General features: G+C 59.1%; 20 protein-coding genes. 10 read left to right on the top strand and 10 right to left on the bottom strand.

Translation table 11 applies throughout. The annotated features are described in order from the left end of the window. Nucleotides 1-13 precede the first annotated feature (13 nt). A complete protein-coding gene (locus ACR0M2_RS09095) occupies nucleotides 14-364 on the top strand; it encodes a hypothetical protein (protein ID WP_170350345.1) in 351 nt (116 codons plus the stop codon). Nucleotides 365-495: 131 nt separating this feature from the next. Beyond that, complete coding sequence (locus ACR0M2_RS09090) at nucleotides 496-1,293, top strand: class II glutamine amidotransferase (RefSeq protein WP_170350346.1); 798 nt, start codon at nucleotides 496-498, stop codon at nucleotides 1,291-1,293. A 12-nt stretch (nucleotides 1,294-1,305) separates the two neighbouring features. Here the strand turns inward: ACR0M2_RS09090 and ACR0M2_RS09085 are convergent, their stop codons facing one another. Genes ACR0M2_RS09085 through ACR0M2_RS09075 form a run of 3 tightly spaced genes read right to left on the bottom strand, consistent with a single transcriptional unit; the run spans nucleotide 1,306 to nucleotide 4,363 of the window. Then, nucleotides 1,306-2,469 (bottom strand): lytic murein transglycosylase, encoded by a 1,164-nt coding sequence (locus tag ACR0M2_RS09085; RefSeq protein WP_480704720.1) that lies wholly within the window; start codon nucleotides 2,467-2,469, stop codon nucleotides 1,306-1,308. Nucleotides 2,470-2,480: 11 nt separating this feature from the next. Then, a complete protein-coding gene (cbiB, locus tag ACR0M2_RS09080) occupies nucleotides 2,481-3,401 on the bottom strand; it encodes an adenosylcobinamide-phosphate synthase CbiB (RefSeq protein ID WP_480704718.1) in 921 nt (306 codons plus the stop codon). Continuing rightward, on the bottom strand, nucleotides 3,398-4,363 hold the full coding sequence (locus ACR0M2_RS09075; RefSeq protein ID WP_480704716.1) for a threonine-phosphate decarboxylase: 966 nt from the start codon (nucleotides 4,361-4,363) through the stop codon (nucleotides 3,398-3,400). The genes cbiB and ACR0M2_RS09075 overlap by 4 nt, the downstream gene beginning before the upstream one ends. A gap of 184 nt (nucleotides 4,364-4,547) precedes the next feature. Between ACR0M2_RS09075 and ACR0M2_RS09070 the strand changes: the two genes are divergently transcribed. Continuing rightward, on the top strand, nucleotides 4,548-4,910 hold the full coding sequence (locus tag ACR0M2_RS09070) for a response regulator transcription factor (protein WP_170350350.1): 363 nt from the start codon (nucleotides 4,548-4,550) through the stop codon (nucleotides 4,908-4,910). On the opposite strand, the gene ACR0M2_RS09065 is transcribed toward ACR0M2_RS09070, so the two are convergent. Then, on the bottom strand, nucleotides 4,892-5,881 hold the full coding sequence (locus ACR0M2_RS09065) for a glutathione S-transferase family protein (RefSeq protein WP_170411359.1): 990 nt from the start codon (nucleotides 5,879-5,881) through the stop codon (nucleotides 4,892-4,894). The genes ACR0M2_RS09070 and ACR0M2_RS09065 overlap by 19 nt on opposite strands. Nucleotides 5,882-6,094: 213 nt before the next feature. On the opposite strand from ACR0M2_RS09065, the gene ACR0M2_RS09060 reads away from it, so the two are divergent. Further along, nucleotides 6,095-6,448: a hypothetical protein gene (locus ACR0M2_RS09060; RefSeq protein WP_170350352.1), complete on the top strand. Its 354-nt coding sequence runs from the start codon at nucleotides 6,095-6,097 to the stop codon at nucleotides 6,446-6,448. A gap of 148 nt (nucleotides 6,449-6,596) precedes the next feature. On the opposite strand, the gene ACR0M2_RS09055 is transcribed toward ACR0M2_RS09060, so the two are convergent. Then, nucleotides 6,597-7,769 carry a MalY/PatB family protein gene (locus ACR0M2_RS09055; RefSeq protein WP_480704714.1) on the bottom strand — a complete coding sequence of 391 codons (1,173 nt, stop codon included), beginning with the start codon at nucleotides 7,767-7,769 and terminating at the stop codon, nucleotides 6,597-6,599. Nucleotides 7,770-7,863: 94 nt separating this feature from the next. Here ACR0M2_RS09055 and def (ACR0M2_RS09050) point away from each other — a divergent pair, with 94 nt between their 5' ends. From def (ACR0M2_RS09050) to speB, 6 genes are all read left to right on the top strand, one after another. After that, nucleotides 7,864-8,382 carry a peptide deformylase gene (gene def, locus ACR0M2_RS09050; protein ID WP_480704712.1) on the top strand — a complete coding sequence of 173 codons (519 nt, stop codon included), beginning with the start codon at nucleotides 7,864-7,866 and terminating at the stop codon, nucleotides 8,380-8,382. Next, nucleotides 8,379-8,873 (top strand): peptide deformylase, encoded by a 495-nt coding sequence (gene def, locus ACR0M2_RS09045; RefSeq protein WP_170360011.1) that lies wholly within the window; start codon nucleotides 8,379-8,381, stop codon nucleotides 8,871-8,873. Before def (ACR0M2_RS09050) ends, def (ACR0M2_RS09045) begins: the two co-directional genes overlap by 4 nt. A gap of 2 nt (nucleotides 8,874-8,875) precedes the next feature. Then, a complete protein-coding gene (gene fmt, locus ACR0M2_RS09040) occupies nucleotides 8,876-9,790 on the top strand; it encodes a methionyl-tRNA formyltransferase (protein ID WP_480704710.1) in 915 nt (304 codons plus the stop codon). A 5-nt stretch (nucleotides 9,791-9,795) separates the two neighbouring features. Then, nucleotides 9,796-10,032: a hypothetical protein gene (locus tag ACR0M2_RS09035; RefSeq protein ID WP_170350357.1), complete on the top strand. Its 237-nt coding sequence runs from the start codon at nucleotides 9,796-9,798 to the stop codon at nucleotides 10,030-10,032. 1 nt (nucleotide 10,033) lies between these two features. Beyond that, nucleotides 10,034-10,270: a GlsB/YeaQ/YmgE family stress response membrane protein gene (locus tag ACR0M2_RS09030; RefSeq protein ID WP_170398659.1), complete on the top strand. Its 237-nt coding sequence runs from the start codon at nucleotides 10,034-10,036 to the stop codon at nucleotides 10,268-10,270. Nucleotides 10,271-10,333: 63 nt separating this feature from the next. Continuing rightward, on the top strand, nucleotides 10,334-11,155 hold the full coding sequence (speB, locus tag ACR0M2_RS09025) for an agmatinase (RefSeq protein WP_480704708.1): 822 nt from the start codon (nucleotides 10,334-10,336) through the stop codon (nucleotides 11,153-11,155). Here speB and ACR0M2_RS09020 read toward each other — a convergent pair. From ACR0M2_RS09020 to ispH, 5 genes are read right to left on the bottom strand one after another with little or no spacing between them, the layout of a single operon-like run. Continuing rightward, a complete protein-coding gene (locus tag ACR0M2_RS09020; RefSeq protein ID WP_170350360.1) occupies nucleotides 11,152-11,775 on the bottom strand; it encodes a trimeric intracellular cation channel family protein in 624 nt (207 codons plus the stop codon). The two genes, speB and ACR0M2_RS09020, sit on opposite strands and share 4 nt — an antisense overlap. Continuing rightward, on the bottom strand, nucleotides 11,772-12,239 hold the full coding sequence (rnhA, locus tag ACR0M2_RS09015) for a ribonuclease HI (protein ID WP_480704706.1): 468 nt from the start codon (nucleotides 12,237-12,239) through the stop codon (nucleotides 11,772-11,774). The genes ACR0M2_RS09020 and rnhA overlap by 4 nt, the downstream gene beginning before the upstream one ends. Continuing rightward, nucleotides 12,232-12,816 (bottom strand): class I SAM-dependent DNA methyltransferase, encoded by a 585-nt coding sequence (locus ACR0M2_RS09010; protein WP_170360022.1) that lies wholly within the window; start codon nucleotides 12,814-12,816, stop codon nucleotides 12,232-12,234. Before ACR0M2_RS09010 ends, rnhA begins: the two co-directional genes overlap by 8 nt. Continuing rightward, entirely contained in the window at nucleotides 12,813-13,265 is a 453-nt protein-coding gene (locus tag ACR0M2_RS09005) for a DUF3429 domain-containing protein (RefSeq protein ID WP_480704705.1), read from the bottom strand. The genes ACR0M2_RS09010 and ACR0M2_RS09005 overlap by 4 nt, the downstream gene beginning before the upstream one ends. Further along, a complete protein-coding gene (gene ispH / locus ACR0M2_RS09000; RefSeq protein WP_480704703.1) occupies nucleotides 13,262-14,212 on the bottom strand; it encodes a 4-hydroxy-3-methylbut-2-enyl diphosphate reductase in 951 nt (316 codons plus the stop codon). The genes ACR0M2_RS09005 and ispH overlap by 4 nt, the downstream gene beginning before the upstream one ends. Nucleotides 14,213-14,236 lie beyond the last annotated feature (24 nt).

Here is a 14,236-nt window from a genome sequence, read left to right as displayed (position 1 = left end):
GTAGGGTGTTGGTATGACCCGTCTTTTGATCCTTATCCTGCTGATCGCAAGCCCGGTATGGGCGGCGGAATGGCCAACCAAACCGGGAGATATTCCCCTGACGCCAACAGAACTGGAGGCGCTGGCCGGGCGCACACTGACCTTTTATGATGATGGGCAGTCCAGTTTCTCAGTCGGCGGAGCCTACTCGTACACCTATGCCAGCGGCGAATCCGCCTTTGGCACCTATTCGATCGCCGAGGATGGCAGCGTCTGCATCCAGTACAGAAACGGGTTCGACCGCTGCGATTTGTATGTGCGCAGCGGCGAACGACTGATCCTGATTGATCAAAAGGGCGATCGTTATCCGGTGCGACCGGAGTAATTGATTGCCAAATGTGAACTCTGGTTGTCATTTGATAGAAGAAATTCCAAAAAAGTTGGAAATTTGGGGAAAAAAACTACACAATGAGTTGATATACCAGCCACATCTGAAATTTTTGAATAGGCGAACAGATGTGTCGGTTTCTGGCTTGGGTCGGCGAGCAGCGGTATCTTGATGAATTGGTTCTGGATCAAGAGCAATCTCTTGTCATTCAGAGCCGCAACGCGCTGATCGGGAAGACGCCCGTAAATGCTGATGGATTTGGGCTTGCGTGGTATTCTGATCGTGAGACGCCATGTTTTTATAAAGATACACACCCAGCCTGGTCGGACGCAAACCTTAAGCAATTGACCCATCATACCAGATCGCGCCTTTTCCTGGCCCACGTTCGGGCCTCGACCGGGACAGCCACGTCTCGGAACAACTGTCATCCTTTTGGGGTCGGTGCATGGAGCTTTATGCACAATGGCCAAGCCGGAGGGCATGATCTGATCCGGCAGGAACTGGACGCGATGATCCCGGCACATCTGTATGGGTATAGATTTGGCGCAACAGAAAGCGAAGCGATCTTTCTGATCGCGCAAGGCGAGGGGCTAGACGCTGACCCGGTAGCAGCAATGTCCCGAGCGGTCGCGCGAGTGGAGGCGGCATCAAGACGATGCGGTGTGTTACCTTATCTTAGGTTCGCGGCCTGCTGGTCAGATGGAGAACGTATATTTGCAGCGCGTTATGCTTCGGATCGGTACGCGCCGAGCCTGCATTACCGTCGCTGCAAAGATGGTATTATCATCTCATCAGAGCCATTGGATGGTGACAGCGACGGCTGGGTCGAAATTCAGCCGAACACTGCAATCGAAACGGAAGGATCAGAGATCATTTCACACGCGTTCGAACCTGGCCGAGCACTTTTTGCGGCAAAAAGCGCGTAATCCAACAACGTTTCACAAACGTCCAAGCAATTCGGCCGTCGGCCAGGCATCCGCCGGTAATCCGAGCCGCGCTTGTTCAGCCTGAACAGCAGCCCGTGTACCCGCGCCCAGAATTCCGTCGATTTTGCCTACATCATATCCGCGCGCCTGTAGCTTGCTTTGCAGCTGTTTCATTTGTGCGCCTGAAAGCCCCTGTGAAGCATTACCGGCATCATAGATTTGACCACCTTCCAGCCGTGTGCCGAAATAGGCGGCGGTTAGAACGTAGACAAAGCTCTGATTCCATTCGAAATAGACGTCGAAATTCGGATAGGCTAAAAAGGCCGGGCCGTTGTGGCCCTGCGGCAATATCAGCGATGCGGGCAAGTTAGCCAAAGATCCGTTGCGGGCCTGCACACCCATGGCCTGCCAGTCGGACACTGGGCGCGGTTTGCCCGGGCCGGACAGCGACCAGTCCATTTGCCCGGGCACCGTTACCTCTTGCAGCCACGGCTGCCCCGGCTGCCAGCCCAGGTGCGACAGCATCTTGGCGCCCGACATCAACGCGTCCGGCGCGGACGTTTTCAACGAGACCGTGCCATCTCCGTCCCCGTCGACACCGTTTTCTAGAATGTCGCGAGGCAGCATTTGCACCATTCCAATCTCACCAGCCCAGGCACCGGTGGTGCGATTTGGGTCGAAATTGCCCTGTTGGTACAGCTCGATGGCCGCAAAGATCTGTGGTCGGAACAATTCGGGGCGGCGGCAATCATGGGCCAGTGTCACCAGCGCGTTGCGGGTGTTGAAGTCGCCCTGAAACGCGCCATAGTCGGTCTCGAACGCCCAAAAGGCCAAAAGAACCCCGCGTGAGACGCCGTATTCCTGCTCAATCCGATCAAACACCGCATCATATTTGCGTGACATGGCCTGACCCCGGTCGATCCGGTTTTGCGAGATCAAATGGCGTGAGAAGTCGATGAACGGTTTCTGAAACACACCCTGCGCGCGGTCGGCTTTCAGGACGGCGCCGTCCTGCTGCACGCCGTTGAAAAACGCATTGACGGTGGATTTGTCGAACCCTTGCTGTATGGCCTCAGCCTTCAGCCCTTTGACGAAGGAATTGAATCCGCCACCGCATTGGGCAAGGGCGGGCGAGGCGAGCAGAACGGCGGCAACAAGGCCAGAGAGAATGCGCATGGGCAGGTCCGTCAGAGAATAAAGCTGACCCCAACCCACACCGATAGAAGGCCAAGCGCAAGCCCCCAAACGGTCCACAGCATGTTACATGCGCGGAAAACCTCTGACGCGCCGATTTCGCGCGGAGCATCGCCGTTCACCCAGGCTAGATCGCGGACTTTACCGTCATAACTGCGCGGGCCCGCAAGGGCCACGTTCAGGGCGCGCGCCATGGCGGCCTCGGGCCATCCTGCATTGGGAGAGATATGGCGGCGCGCATCCGCCACCATGTCAGGCCAGCGTGCCCATTGGCCGGACAGTGCCACGATCATCAGGCAGGTCAGGCGCGCGGGGATCAGGTTCAGCATGTCGTCCAGTCGGGCGGCGGCCCAGCCAAAGTCGCGGTACTTTTCGGTGCGGTAGCCGATCATACTGTCGGAGGTGTTGATAGCCTTGTAAATCAGCAACCCCGGCAACCCGGCGAGCAGGAACCAGAAAGCAGGTGCGATGACCCCGTCGCTGAGGTTCTCAGCCGCGCTTTCGATCGCAGAGCGGGCAACCTGCGCCTCGGTCATGTCGCGAGTGTCGCGGGACACGATCATCGCGACCTTGGCGCGGCCCTCGGCCAAGGAGACGCGCAGCCCTTCGCCCACATCGCGCACATGCGACACCAGCGATTTCTGCGCCAGCAGGATGGCGCAGAGTATGATCTCAGCGACTGGTCCTAGCAGTGCCAGTAAACGCCCAAGGATCAATGCGCCAACGACCAGCAATATCACTATTGCGACACCTTTCATTCGCCGCTGCGCACCGTGGTTCAGGTGCTTGTCCAACCACCCGATGATGTTGCCCATCAAGACTGCAGGGTGGCGAACGCGCGACCAGAGCCAGTTCGGCTCACCCAATGCCGCGTCCAGACACATGGCGCAGACCAGCATGAAAGTGATGCTCACAGTGCGGCCTCTAACCTGCTCCATCCATCCGCTGGGGGCAGGCCAACCCGCAAGTAGGTCTGGGAATAGGGGAAGACGCGGCTCCAGATATGGGCGCGGGCCAGACGGTCCTGCCATTGGGTTGCGTTGTCGACGGTGTAGAGGCGAAACAGCGAAGTGCCCCCGACCAGGGTGGCTCCTTTGTTGATCAGTAATCGATCCAGCCGGTCAGACTCGGCGGTCAGGTGCTGACGGGTGGAACTGGCCCAGTCAACGTCCCGCAAAGCCTGCTCTCCGATCCGCAGGGCAGGGCCAGACACGGACCAAGGCCCCGTCAGGTCGTTCAGCCGGGCGATCAGGTCAGGATGACCGATGGCAAACCCCAGCCGCAGCCCGGCAAGCCCCCAGAACTTGCCAAAGCTTTTCAGCACGATCACACCGGGGCGCGCGGCCAGATGGATCAGTGAAACACCGGGGCTGACATCGCAAAAGCTCTCGTCGATCACGGTCAGCGGGGCGTTTGCATCCGCCTTGGACCAAATCCGGCCATCGGGATTGTTGGGATGCACGATGACACGGGCGTCGGCTGGGCCGTTGGATTGAACGGTCCAGCCTTGCGCGGCGAAGGCGGCGGCATGTTCGTTGTAAGTGGGCGTTGTGATCTGAACCCGACCACGGGCGGCCAGCGCCGGAATGCGGGAGATCACCGCCGATGCGCCGGGCGCGGGCAGGATTGCGGCCCCATTGGGCACTGTCCAGAACTGGCGGGCGGCCTCAGTCAGGCGCTCGAAGGCACCATGATCCGGCAACTCAGCCCAGTCTGAAGGGATCAGTCCAGACACCTGATAGGGGTGAGGATTTATCCCGGTGGACAGGTCCACCCAATCGGTACGCGAGCCGCCATAAGATGCGATGGCCCCGTCCAGCCCTCCGCCATGGTCGCGTGCGGCGCGCGGGTTCAAATTCTCGGTAGGGCTTGCCATGGGGTTTCTCGCTGGAATCGCCTGTTTCGGCCCGTTTCAAGCGGATTTTTGCCGTTTACACAAGCGAATCCGCAAGTTCCAGCCCTTGCAGCAACGTCGTTAACGCTTTGTTAAGGAATAAGCGTGATCACAATTCACGGGGGGTCGGCACCATTCACTCTTTTTTGGGCCGAGGTTGTCGCAAATGAATGTTTTGATTGTTGAGAGTAACCCCGACCTTGGTCGGGTCTGGAAAAGGCATCTTGAACGGCACGGCACCGAAGTGACGCTGGTGGCCGGGCAGGAGGCAGCGATTCTGGCGCTGTATGGTCAGGAGTTCGATATCATCGTGCTGGATCTGGTGCTTGAAACCGGCAGCGCGCTGGCCGTGGCCGATTTTGCCAGCTATCGCCGCCCCGAGGCGCGGGTGATCTTTGTCACAAACACCACCTTTTTCTCGGACGGTTCGATCTTTGCCCACAGCCCGAATGCCTGCGCCTATGTGCAAAGCGCAACGCCGCCAGAGGATCTGGCGGCGATGGTCGAACATTACGCGGCGGGTCGCTGACCGCGCCCGTGGGGCTGCAGATAATCCAAGGATGGGTTCACTGGGATGATCCGGCTCGGATTGATTGTTTCGTGGCTGTAGTGATAGTGGCGCACGATATGGTTCATATTTACCGTCTGTGCGACACCGGGCCATTGATATAGCTCGCGTGTGTAGGCCCACAGGTTCGGATAGTCGATCAGCCGCCGCTTGTTGCATTTGAAATGCAGATGATAGACCGGATCAAACCGGATCAGGGTGGTGAACAGCCGCCAATCTGCTTCAGTCACCTGATCGCCCATCAGGTACCGGTTTCGGGCAAGGCGATCTTCAAGCCAGTCCAGTGTGTCGAACAGGGGATGCACGGCGGCGTCATAGGCCTGTTGCGTGGTGGCAAAACCGGATTTGTAGACCCCATTGTTGATGTCGGAATAGATGCGGACGTTGACCTCTTCGATCTCGTCCCGCATCGCCTCGGGCCAGTAGTTATCGGTGTTGCCGGTAATGCCGTCAAAGGCCGTATTGAACATACGGATGATTTCCGAACTTTCGTTCGAAACGATGGTCTGTTTTTGCTTGTCCCACAGGATCGGCACAGTGACACGTCCCGAATAAGCTGGATCAGCCTTGGTATAGATTTGATGGGCGTAATCGAATCCATAAAGGGTGTCGCCGGTTGCACCGTGGTCGTCAGTTTCAAAGGTCCATCCCTTGTCCAGCATGTCTGGATGCACCACCGAGACGGAAACCAGATCGCTCAGCCCTTTTAGTTCGCGAAAGATCAGTGTGCGGTGTGCCCAGGGGCAGGCGTGGCTGACATAGAGGTGATAGCGATCCGGTTCCGCCTTGAAACCGTCCTTGCCGGACGGCCCTGCGCTGCCATCTGCGGTCAGCCAATTGCGAAACTGCGCGGCGCTGCGTTTGAAGGCGCCGCCAGTAGATTCGGTGTCATACCATGTGTCGTGCCATTTGCCGTCGACCAACAGGCCCATTGCGTATCCTCCGCTTGTGCGTTTCGACAAACATAGGGTGTTGAACACAGCCTTGACACGTGAAGGGTCGCGCACTGGCTCTGCGTCTGCGCACAGGGCATGCGATGATTTCCCAGCAACAGATCGTCAGCGCATGGCGCTATGTGACGGCCTTCACTGGATTTTTACAGTTGAGCCGTCACAATGGAATCCATTGCCGGGGGAATAATTGTTATGAGTACCTATGTTTCAAAGGAAATAAGCGCAGAATTGGACGCGGCGCGAATCGCGGGGTTGAAGAAAACCAGCCGCCTTCGTGTCGAAGTTGACGACAATACGTTCAAAATACTCAGATTGTGGAAGGATGGCTTTACGGTTGAGGCCGCTACGACACCGCAATTGCGTGGATTGGTCGATATCTACGACGGTGCGCGCCATTTGTATCAATGCCTGATCATCGCCGATGATGAAGAGGCCGGTGAGATGCGGTATGATTTTAAGCGTAGTACGGCCGCGGCCGACAAGGCCCCGCTGGATTTCTACCGCGCACCCGACGCGCCGATTGCTTTGCTAGGGCACAAAGACTAGGGACGGATTTTTCGAACAGGATGTAATCGGTTTGGTTGCTTGCGGCACCAATGCGGCGCGGGCGTGCGCAGGTCTAATCTGTGCCAGCTAATCCACGCCGCGGCAGCCAGTACGACAAGCAGGATCAATAGCTCAATATAGCGCGACGCTATTGAAGGTCGCCAAACGCGCGTTTCAGGCGCGCGCAGGCTTCCTCGACGCGGCTGCGCTGGGTGGCCAGATTGAACCGTTCGAAAGTCTCTCCGCCAGCGCCGAATCCGGGGCCGGAGGAGGTGGCAATCCGGGCGTCCCCGCGCAGACGTCGAACAAACTCGCCGTGATCCATCCCGGTGCCCGAAAAATCGACCCAGGCCAGATAGGTGGCCTGCAGGGGCATTGACCACAGACCCGGTATTTCGGCGATGGCGGCGTCAAATAGTTTGCGGTTGCCGTCCAGATGCGCCACCTGCGTATCCGCCCAGGCCGCGCCTTCCGGTGAATAGGCCGCAGTGATCATGGCCACGCCTAAGGCACTGGGCGCATAGTCCAACGTTTTCAGCCGATGCCGCATAGTGGTGCGCAGCTTGTCATCGGGGATGATCATGTTGCCGGTCCGCTGCCCTGCGATGTTGAACGTCTTTGACGCCGCAGTCAGCGTCACGGTCCAGGGGCGGGCCTCGGGCGCGGCCTTGTCCATCGGCACGAAGGTATGACCGGGATAGACCAGATCCTGGTGAATTTCATCCGACACAAGGATCAACCCGTTGCGTTCGGCAAAGGCGGCGACGGCCCGCAGCTCCTCGGGGCTCCAGACCCGACCCGACGGGTTTTGCGGTGAGCACCACATCAACAGTTTTTCAGACCCGTCCAGCCGTGACTGTGCATCCTCAAGATCAATGCCATAGCTGTCGCCTTGCCGCGCCAGCGGGCATTCCACCACGCGCCGCCCAGCGGTGTTAATCTTATGAGCAAACTCGTGATAGACCGGGGTAAAGATGACAACACCATCCTCCGGCTGGGTCCAGACATCCAGGCACAGGGCAATTGCATTGCCCAACCCTTGCGAGGTCAGCACCCAATCGGTGTCAATCGCCCAATCGTGACGGTTCTGCATCCACCACTGTACAGCGGCCAGATATTGCGGGTGTTCCCAGGTATAGCCAAAGGCCCCGTGATCGGCGGCATCCCGGACAGCCTCGATTACGCAAGGCGCGGTGGCATAATCGGAATCGGCGGTCCACATGGCCAGCCCATCCTGTGGCGAGACACCGTACAGCTTTTCCATCTTGTCCCATTTTGAGCTGTTGGTGCCCCGGCGGTCGATCAGGTCGTTGAAAGTCATGTCTGCTCCATCTGTCCGCAGGAAAGCTAGCTACAATTCCCGCAGGTGCAAGGGGGGCGTTGCGGCGGGGGGCGGGATGGCCTAAATCAACCCCATGAAGCGTAATATTTTGATCCATCCCGACCCCCGTCTGAAAAAGGTCTGCACCCCGGTGACCGACCTGTCGGACGAACTGCGCAAACTGGCCGACGACATGCTTGAGACGATGTATGATGCGCCCGGCATCGGGCTGGCCGCACCGCAGATCGGCGTGCTGGACAGGCTGATCGTGATGGACTGCATCAAGGAAGAAGGCGAGACGCCACGCCCTCTGATCATGTTCAACCCTGAGGTCATCGCTTCGTCAGACGAGACTAACGTCTATGAAGAAGGGTGCCTGTCGATCCCTGAGCAGTTCGCCGAGGTGACGCGCCCGAAAGTGGTGGACGTGACGTGGATGGATCGCGACGGGAACTTGCAGAAAGAGACGTTCGATGGGCTCTGGGCAACCTGTGTGCAGCACGAGATCGATCATCTGAACGGAAAGCTGTTCATTGATTATCTCAAACCGCTGAAACGTCAGATGATCACTCGTAAGATGCAGAAACTCAAACGCGAACAGGCCCGCGCATGACCGTCCACACCTGCCTGCCCTGGCCGGACAAACGTCTGCGGACCAAGGCCGAGGATGTGTCTGAAGTAACCGACGAAATTCGTGCTATCTGGGATGACATGATCGACACGATGGAGGCCATGCCTGGCGTCGGCCTTGCCGCCCCGCAGATCGGTGTGATGCTGCGCTTGGCGGTCGTTGACGGATCGACCGAGCGGGGCCGTGCAGTACGTCTGGCAAATCCCGAAATTCTGCACAGCTCTATCGAATTGCGAGAACACGAAGAGGCCAGTCCGAATCTGCCCGGCGTCTCGGCCAAGGTGAAACGCCCGCGTGCGGTGACGGTCCGGTTTCTGAACGAACAGGGTATGATCGACCGCCGCGACTTTGTCGGGATCGAGGCCACCAGCGTGCAGCATCAAATCGATCATCTGAACGGTCGGATGTATTTTGATCGTCTCAGCAAGGTCAAACGAGACATGCTGCTGCGCAAAGCCAAGAAACAGGGGTAGCAATGCGCGTCATTTTCATGGGCACGCCCGATTTTTCGGTCCCAGTTCTGGATGCGCTGGTTGAGGCCGGGCATGAGATCGCCGCAGTCTATTGCCAACCTCCGCGTCCGGCCGGGCGGGGCAAGAAAGACCGCCCGACGCCCGTACATGCCCGGGCCGAGGCGTTGGGCCTGACTGTCCGCCATCCGGTTTCACTAAAATCGCCGGAGGAACAGGATGCCTTTGCCGCACTGAACGCTGATGTGGCCGTAGTGGTGGCCTACGGGCTGTTGTTGCCTCAACCCATTTTGGACGCCCCGGCGCAAGGCTGCCTGAACATTCACGCCAGCCTGTTGCCACGCTGGCGCGGGGCGGCTCCGATCCATCGGGCGATCATGTCAGGCGATGCGGAAACCGGCATCTGTATCATGCAGATGGAGGCCGGTTTGGACACCGGCCCCGTCCTGTTGCGGCAGGCCACTGATATCGGGCCGCAGGAAACCACGGCGCAACTGCATGATCGTCTAGCACCGATGGGGGCTGATCTGATCGTAAAGGCTCTGGCCCGTCTGCCCGAACTGACGCCCGAGCCTCAACCCGAGGATGGCGTGACTTATGCCTCGAAGATCGACAAGGCTGAGGCGCGGGTCGACTGGACCCGCCCGGCGGTCGAGGTGGATCGCCAGATACGTGGCCTGTCACCCTTTCCTGGTGCGTGGACTCTGATCGGAGGGGATCGGGTCAAGCTGCTGGCCTCGAAATTGGCCGAGGGACAGGGCGCGCCCGGAGAGGTTCTGAACGACGCGCTGCGCGTGGCCTGCGGTGATGGGGCGATTGACCTGTTGCGCTTGCAGCGAGCAGGAAAAGGGGCACAGGATACGGAAACCTTTTTGCGGGGCTGGTCGGTCGTGGCCGGAACCCGCCTGAACGCGGAGTAAGACAGATGTTCATGGTCTTGATGGGCACCGTCGTGATTGCCGGTATCGTGGGCTATCTGGCCGAGAAGACCGGGTTTACCCATAACGGATACCTGCCCTCGATCATAATTTGCGTGGGCGGGGCGTTTCTGTTCTATTTTGTCCGCATCATGTTCGGTATCAGTTTTGGCTCGCCCGGTCTGAACGCAGTTCTGTCGTCCATTGGTGCGCTGATTATCGTGCCAACGCATTGGAGGAAGTAACGTGCCCGTCATTGCCCTGATCGTCATCGGTGCTGCTGCCGGATTTCTGGCCACCCGGTTGATGCGGATTGAGGCAAACATACCAACGACCATGCTGATCGGAATCATGGGTGCGCTGGTGGGTGGGTTCCTATTGCGCTTTTTTATTACAGTGGCAGGTTGGCTGTCGGGCTTTGTGGGCGCGGTACTGGGCGCATTGTTGGTGATCTGGATCTGGCAGACCTATCTACGCCGCTAACCTCTTGACGTTTGGGCAGGATGCCAGCCAGATCGCCGGAATATCCAACCTGAAAGGTGCCTCATGCCACATAACCTGAATTCCGGTGACGTCGCTCTGATGGGAGTGCCGCTGGATTTGCATTCGTCTTTTCTGCAAGGACCTGCCTTTGCACCGGGTCGTATCCGCGAAGCGCTGCATTCCGGGGCCGCTAATCTGACAGCCGAGGATGGAACCGATCTGGGCGCGACGGACCGCTTCAAGGATACCGGCGACCTGGAGGTGTTCGAGATGATCGGGCAGGAACCCATCGACCGGATCGAAAAGGGCGCTGCCGCCCGCATCGCAACCGGTGCGCGGCTGTTGTCACTGGGCGGGGACCACTCGGTCGCTTATCCGCTGATCAAGGCGCATTCTGAGTGGTATGAGGGGCTGAACATCCTGCATATCGACTCGCATCCTGACTTGTATGACAGCCAGCAGATTGGCCCTTTGGGCCACGGTTGCCCGTTCGCGCGGGTGATGGAAACCTGTCAGATCAATCGTCTTGTGCAGGTGGGCATCCGCACCATGAACAAACACCAGCAGGAACAGGCCGACAAGTTCGGGGTCGAGGTCATCGACATGCGCAACTGGCGCCCTGATCTGGATATCCGTTTTGACGGGCCGGTCTATTTGTCGCTGGATCTGGACGCGCTGGACCCGGCTTTTGCGCCCGGTGTGTCGCATCATGAACCCGGCGGGTTGAGTACGCGTGAGGTGATCAATCTGATCCACCGGTTCGAAGGTCAGCTTGTTGGCGCGGATATCGTCGAGTTGAACCCCCATCGCGATCCCTACGGAATGACCGCAATGGTGGCGGCGAAATTCGTCAAGGAAATTGGCGCGCGGTTGTTGTCGCGTTAATGGCGGGGCGGGCGGCTTTTGTAAGCGGGCAGTCTCCAGCCGAACAGCAATGACCCCGCCCGCAAGGCCCAGCAGATCAGCGCGCAGGTCGCCAGCGTCACAAGCTCGTCGACCCCAAGACGGTGTGCGATCACGGCGGTCACAGCACCCGCGAAAGCGCATGAGACGTAAAGCTCGCCCTGTTTCAAAACCAGCGGTACCTCGTTGCAAACCACATCGCGCATCAGCCCGCCCAAGCATCCGGTGCAGACACCCATCAGAACCACAATGGTGCCGGACTGCCCCAACGACAGCGCCGCACCTGTTCCAGCCGCGACCGCAATAGAAAGGGCAAAACTGTCCAGCCAGATCAGCCAGTTATAACGGCTTTCAACGAGGTGTGCGGTGAAAAACACCAGCACCGCTGCAGCTACGGCGATCAGGATATAGTCGGGTTGCCCAATCCAGAATACCGGATGCCGGTTCAAAAGAACGTCGCGCACAGTACCACCGCCTACTGCCGTCAGGCAGGCGATGAAGGCAAAGCCCACCAAATCCAGCTGCGCTCGGCTGGCCACCAAGGCACCGGTCAGGGCAAAGACAAGAACCGAGGCATAGTCCAGCAGGGCCAGACCGTTCACGATTTGGCCTTTTGGGGCTTGAACGGTGCCATGCCGGCGCGGGCCAGCTCATCGGCTTTTTCATTTTCGGGATGGCCCGCGTGACCCTTGACCCATTCCCAGTTCACATCATGCCGGGTCTGGGCCTCATCCAACCGCTGCCACAGATCGACATTCTTGACCGGTTTTTTGTTCGAGGTCTTCCAGCCGTTCCGCTTCCATCCGAAAATCCACCCCGTCACGCCATTCTTTACATAGGCACTGTCGGTTATGACGGTGATTTTCGAGGCGCGTTCCAGCGCCTCTAGCGCATTGATCGCGGCTAGCAGTTCCATGCGGTTGTTGGTGGTCTCGGCCTCTCCGCCCTTCAACTCGCGCTCTTTCAGGACTTTGTCGCCATCCATTGCGCGCAGTAACACGCCCCAGCCGCCGGGTCCGGGATTGCCGGAACAGGCACCGTCGGTATAGGCAAACAGTTCAGGCATGGGCCAGCACCAGAATGAACCCGTCATAAGACCCGGCCAGACCCGTTCCCATACCGGTGGTGATCCGGTCGATGGTGAACCCGGTTTGTTCCAGCGCAGCCTCGATCTCGGTCTGTGAGAAATAGGTGTAGTAGCGATCCAGATCGTCGCGGTGTTCGCCCGTGCCCAGCTTCAGGCCGAGAAAAAAGATGCCCTCGGGCTTCAGTGCCCGGTGAATGGCCGCCAGGTGGCGCGAGAAATCTGCGCGGGGGGCGTGCAGCAGGGAAAAGCTGGCATAGATGCCGTCATAGGCGTCCACCTCGGTCACATCGTCAAACGTGCCCAGATGCGCGTCTACACCATTTTCCCGCGCGTGTTCGACGAAGGCAGGGGTTGCGTCCAGTGCGCGGACGGTCAGACCCTCGCGCATGAAAAAGGCGCTGTCTGATCCCGGGCCCGAACCCAGATCCAGAATGTGGCCACTGCCAACGGCCTCGGTAAAGGCCAGGCGGGCCTCGATCTGTTCCGGGGGCAGGGGGATTTGCAGGTACTCCGCCACCCGTGTCGTATAGGCGTTGATCGTTTTATCGTCGGTCACAGGTATACTCCTACGGCGAGGCAGACCAACACGACGGCGGTCAACATGACTCGCAACCGCAGCCACCAGGTTGGGGTCAACCGCCAATAGGCAAAGATGGCATCTAATACCAATAACCCGGCAAAACCGTACATCAGATTGGTGCCGGTGCTGACAGGACCGCCCCCGGTTTTAAAGAACGCGCATAGCGCGGGTAGAACCGACAGGGCATAACATGTCGCCGCCTTGCCGCCCGAGGTTTTGGTGGCGAATCCCCACAAAACGCCGGACATAAAGCTCAGGATCACCGAGCCATAGAAAAGCTGTACATAGGGCCCGACGAAACGCGAGCCAAACATCTGCGTACCCCAACTATGCAGATCATCGTTCAGATAAGTCAGCGCGCCCCAGATAAACGGGATCAGCCCCGCCAGTCCAAGAATAAGCGGGGCCGTTGGTATGCCCCTCATGCAGGTTCTCTGAGCACGCGGGGAACTTTGAACTCGACGTTTTCCGTGGCGGTTTCGACCAGCTCGACGGTCACGTCATAGTGGGCGCGGAAGGCGTCGATCACTTCATCGACCAGCACTTCGGGAGCCGACGCCCCGGCGGTGATCGCAACCGACGAGATACCTTCGAGCGCGCGCCAGTCGATCTCGGTCGCGCGTTGCACCAGCTGCGCGTAATTGCAGCCTGCGCGCGAGGCGACCTCAACCAGGCGGCGCGAATTCGAGGAATTCGGCGCGCCGACAACCAGCAAGGCATCCGACTTCGGGGCTACGGCCTTGACGGCCTCTTGCCGATTGGTGGTGGCGTAGCAGATGTCTTCCTTGTGCGGTCCAACGATGGCCGGGAACCGTTGTTCTAGCGCGGCGATGATGTCCTTGGTGTCATCCACCGACAGGGTGGTCTGGGTGACAAAAGCCAGTTTATCCGGATCGCGCACCTGTACGGTGGCCACATCCTCGACGGTTTCTACCAGCAGAACCTCACCCTCGGGCAGCTGACCCATGGTGCCGACGGTTTCGGGATGGCCTTTGTGACCGATCATGATCATTTGCAACCCGGACTCGGCGTGGCGCTGGGCCTCGACATGGACCTTGGACACCAGCGGGCAGGTTGCGTCGACATAGATCATCTCGCGCTGTGCCGCGGTCGCGGGGACGGATTTTGGCACACCGTGGGCTGAGAAGATTACCGGACGGTCGTCGGGGCATTCGTCCAGTTCTTCGACGAACACGGCACCCTGCGCGCGCAATCCGTCGACGACGAATTTGTTATGCACGATCTCGTGGCGCACATAGACCGGCGCGCCCCATTTCTGCAGCGCCATCTCGACGATCTTGATGGCGCGGTCGACACCGGCGCAGAATCCGCGCGGGGCAGCAAGGTAAAGAGTCAGGGGTGGCTTAGTCATGTCACGGTCTCCTTAGGCCACAGG

The organism is Ruegeria sp. BE10, assembly GCF_056538905.1.
Note: the sequence above shows the minus strand (reverse complement) of the source record. Positions and strands in the feature narration are given on the sequence as shown.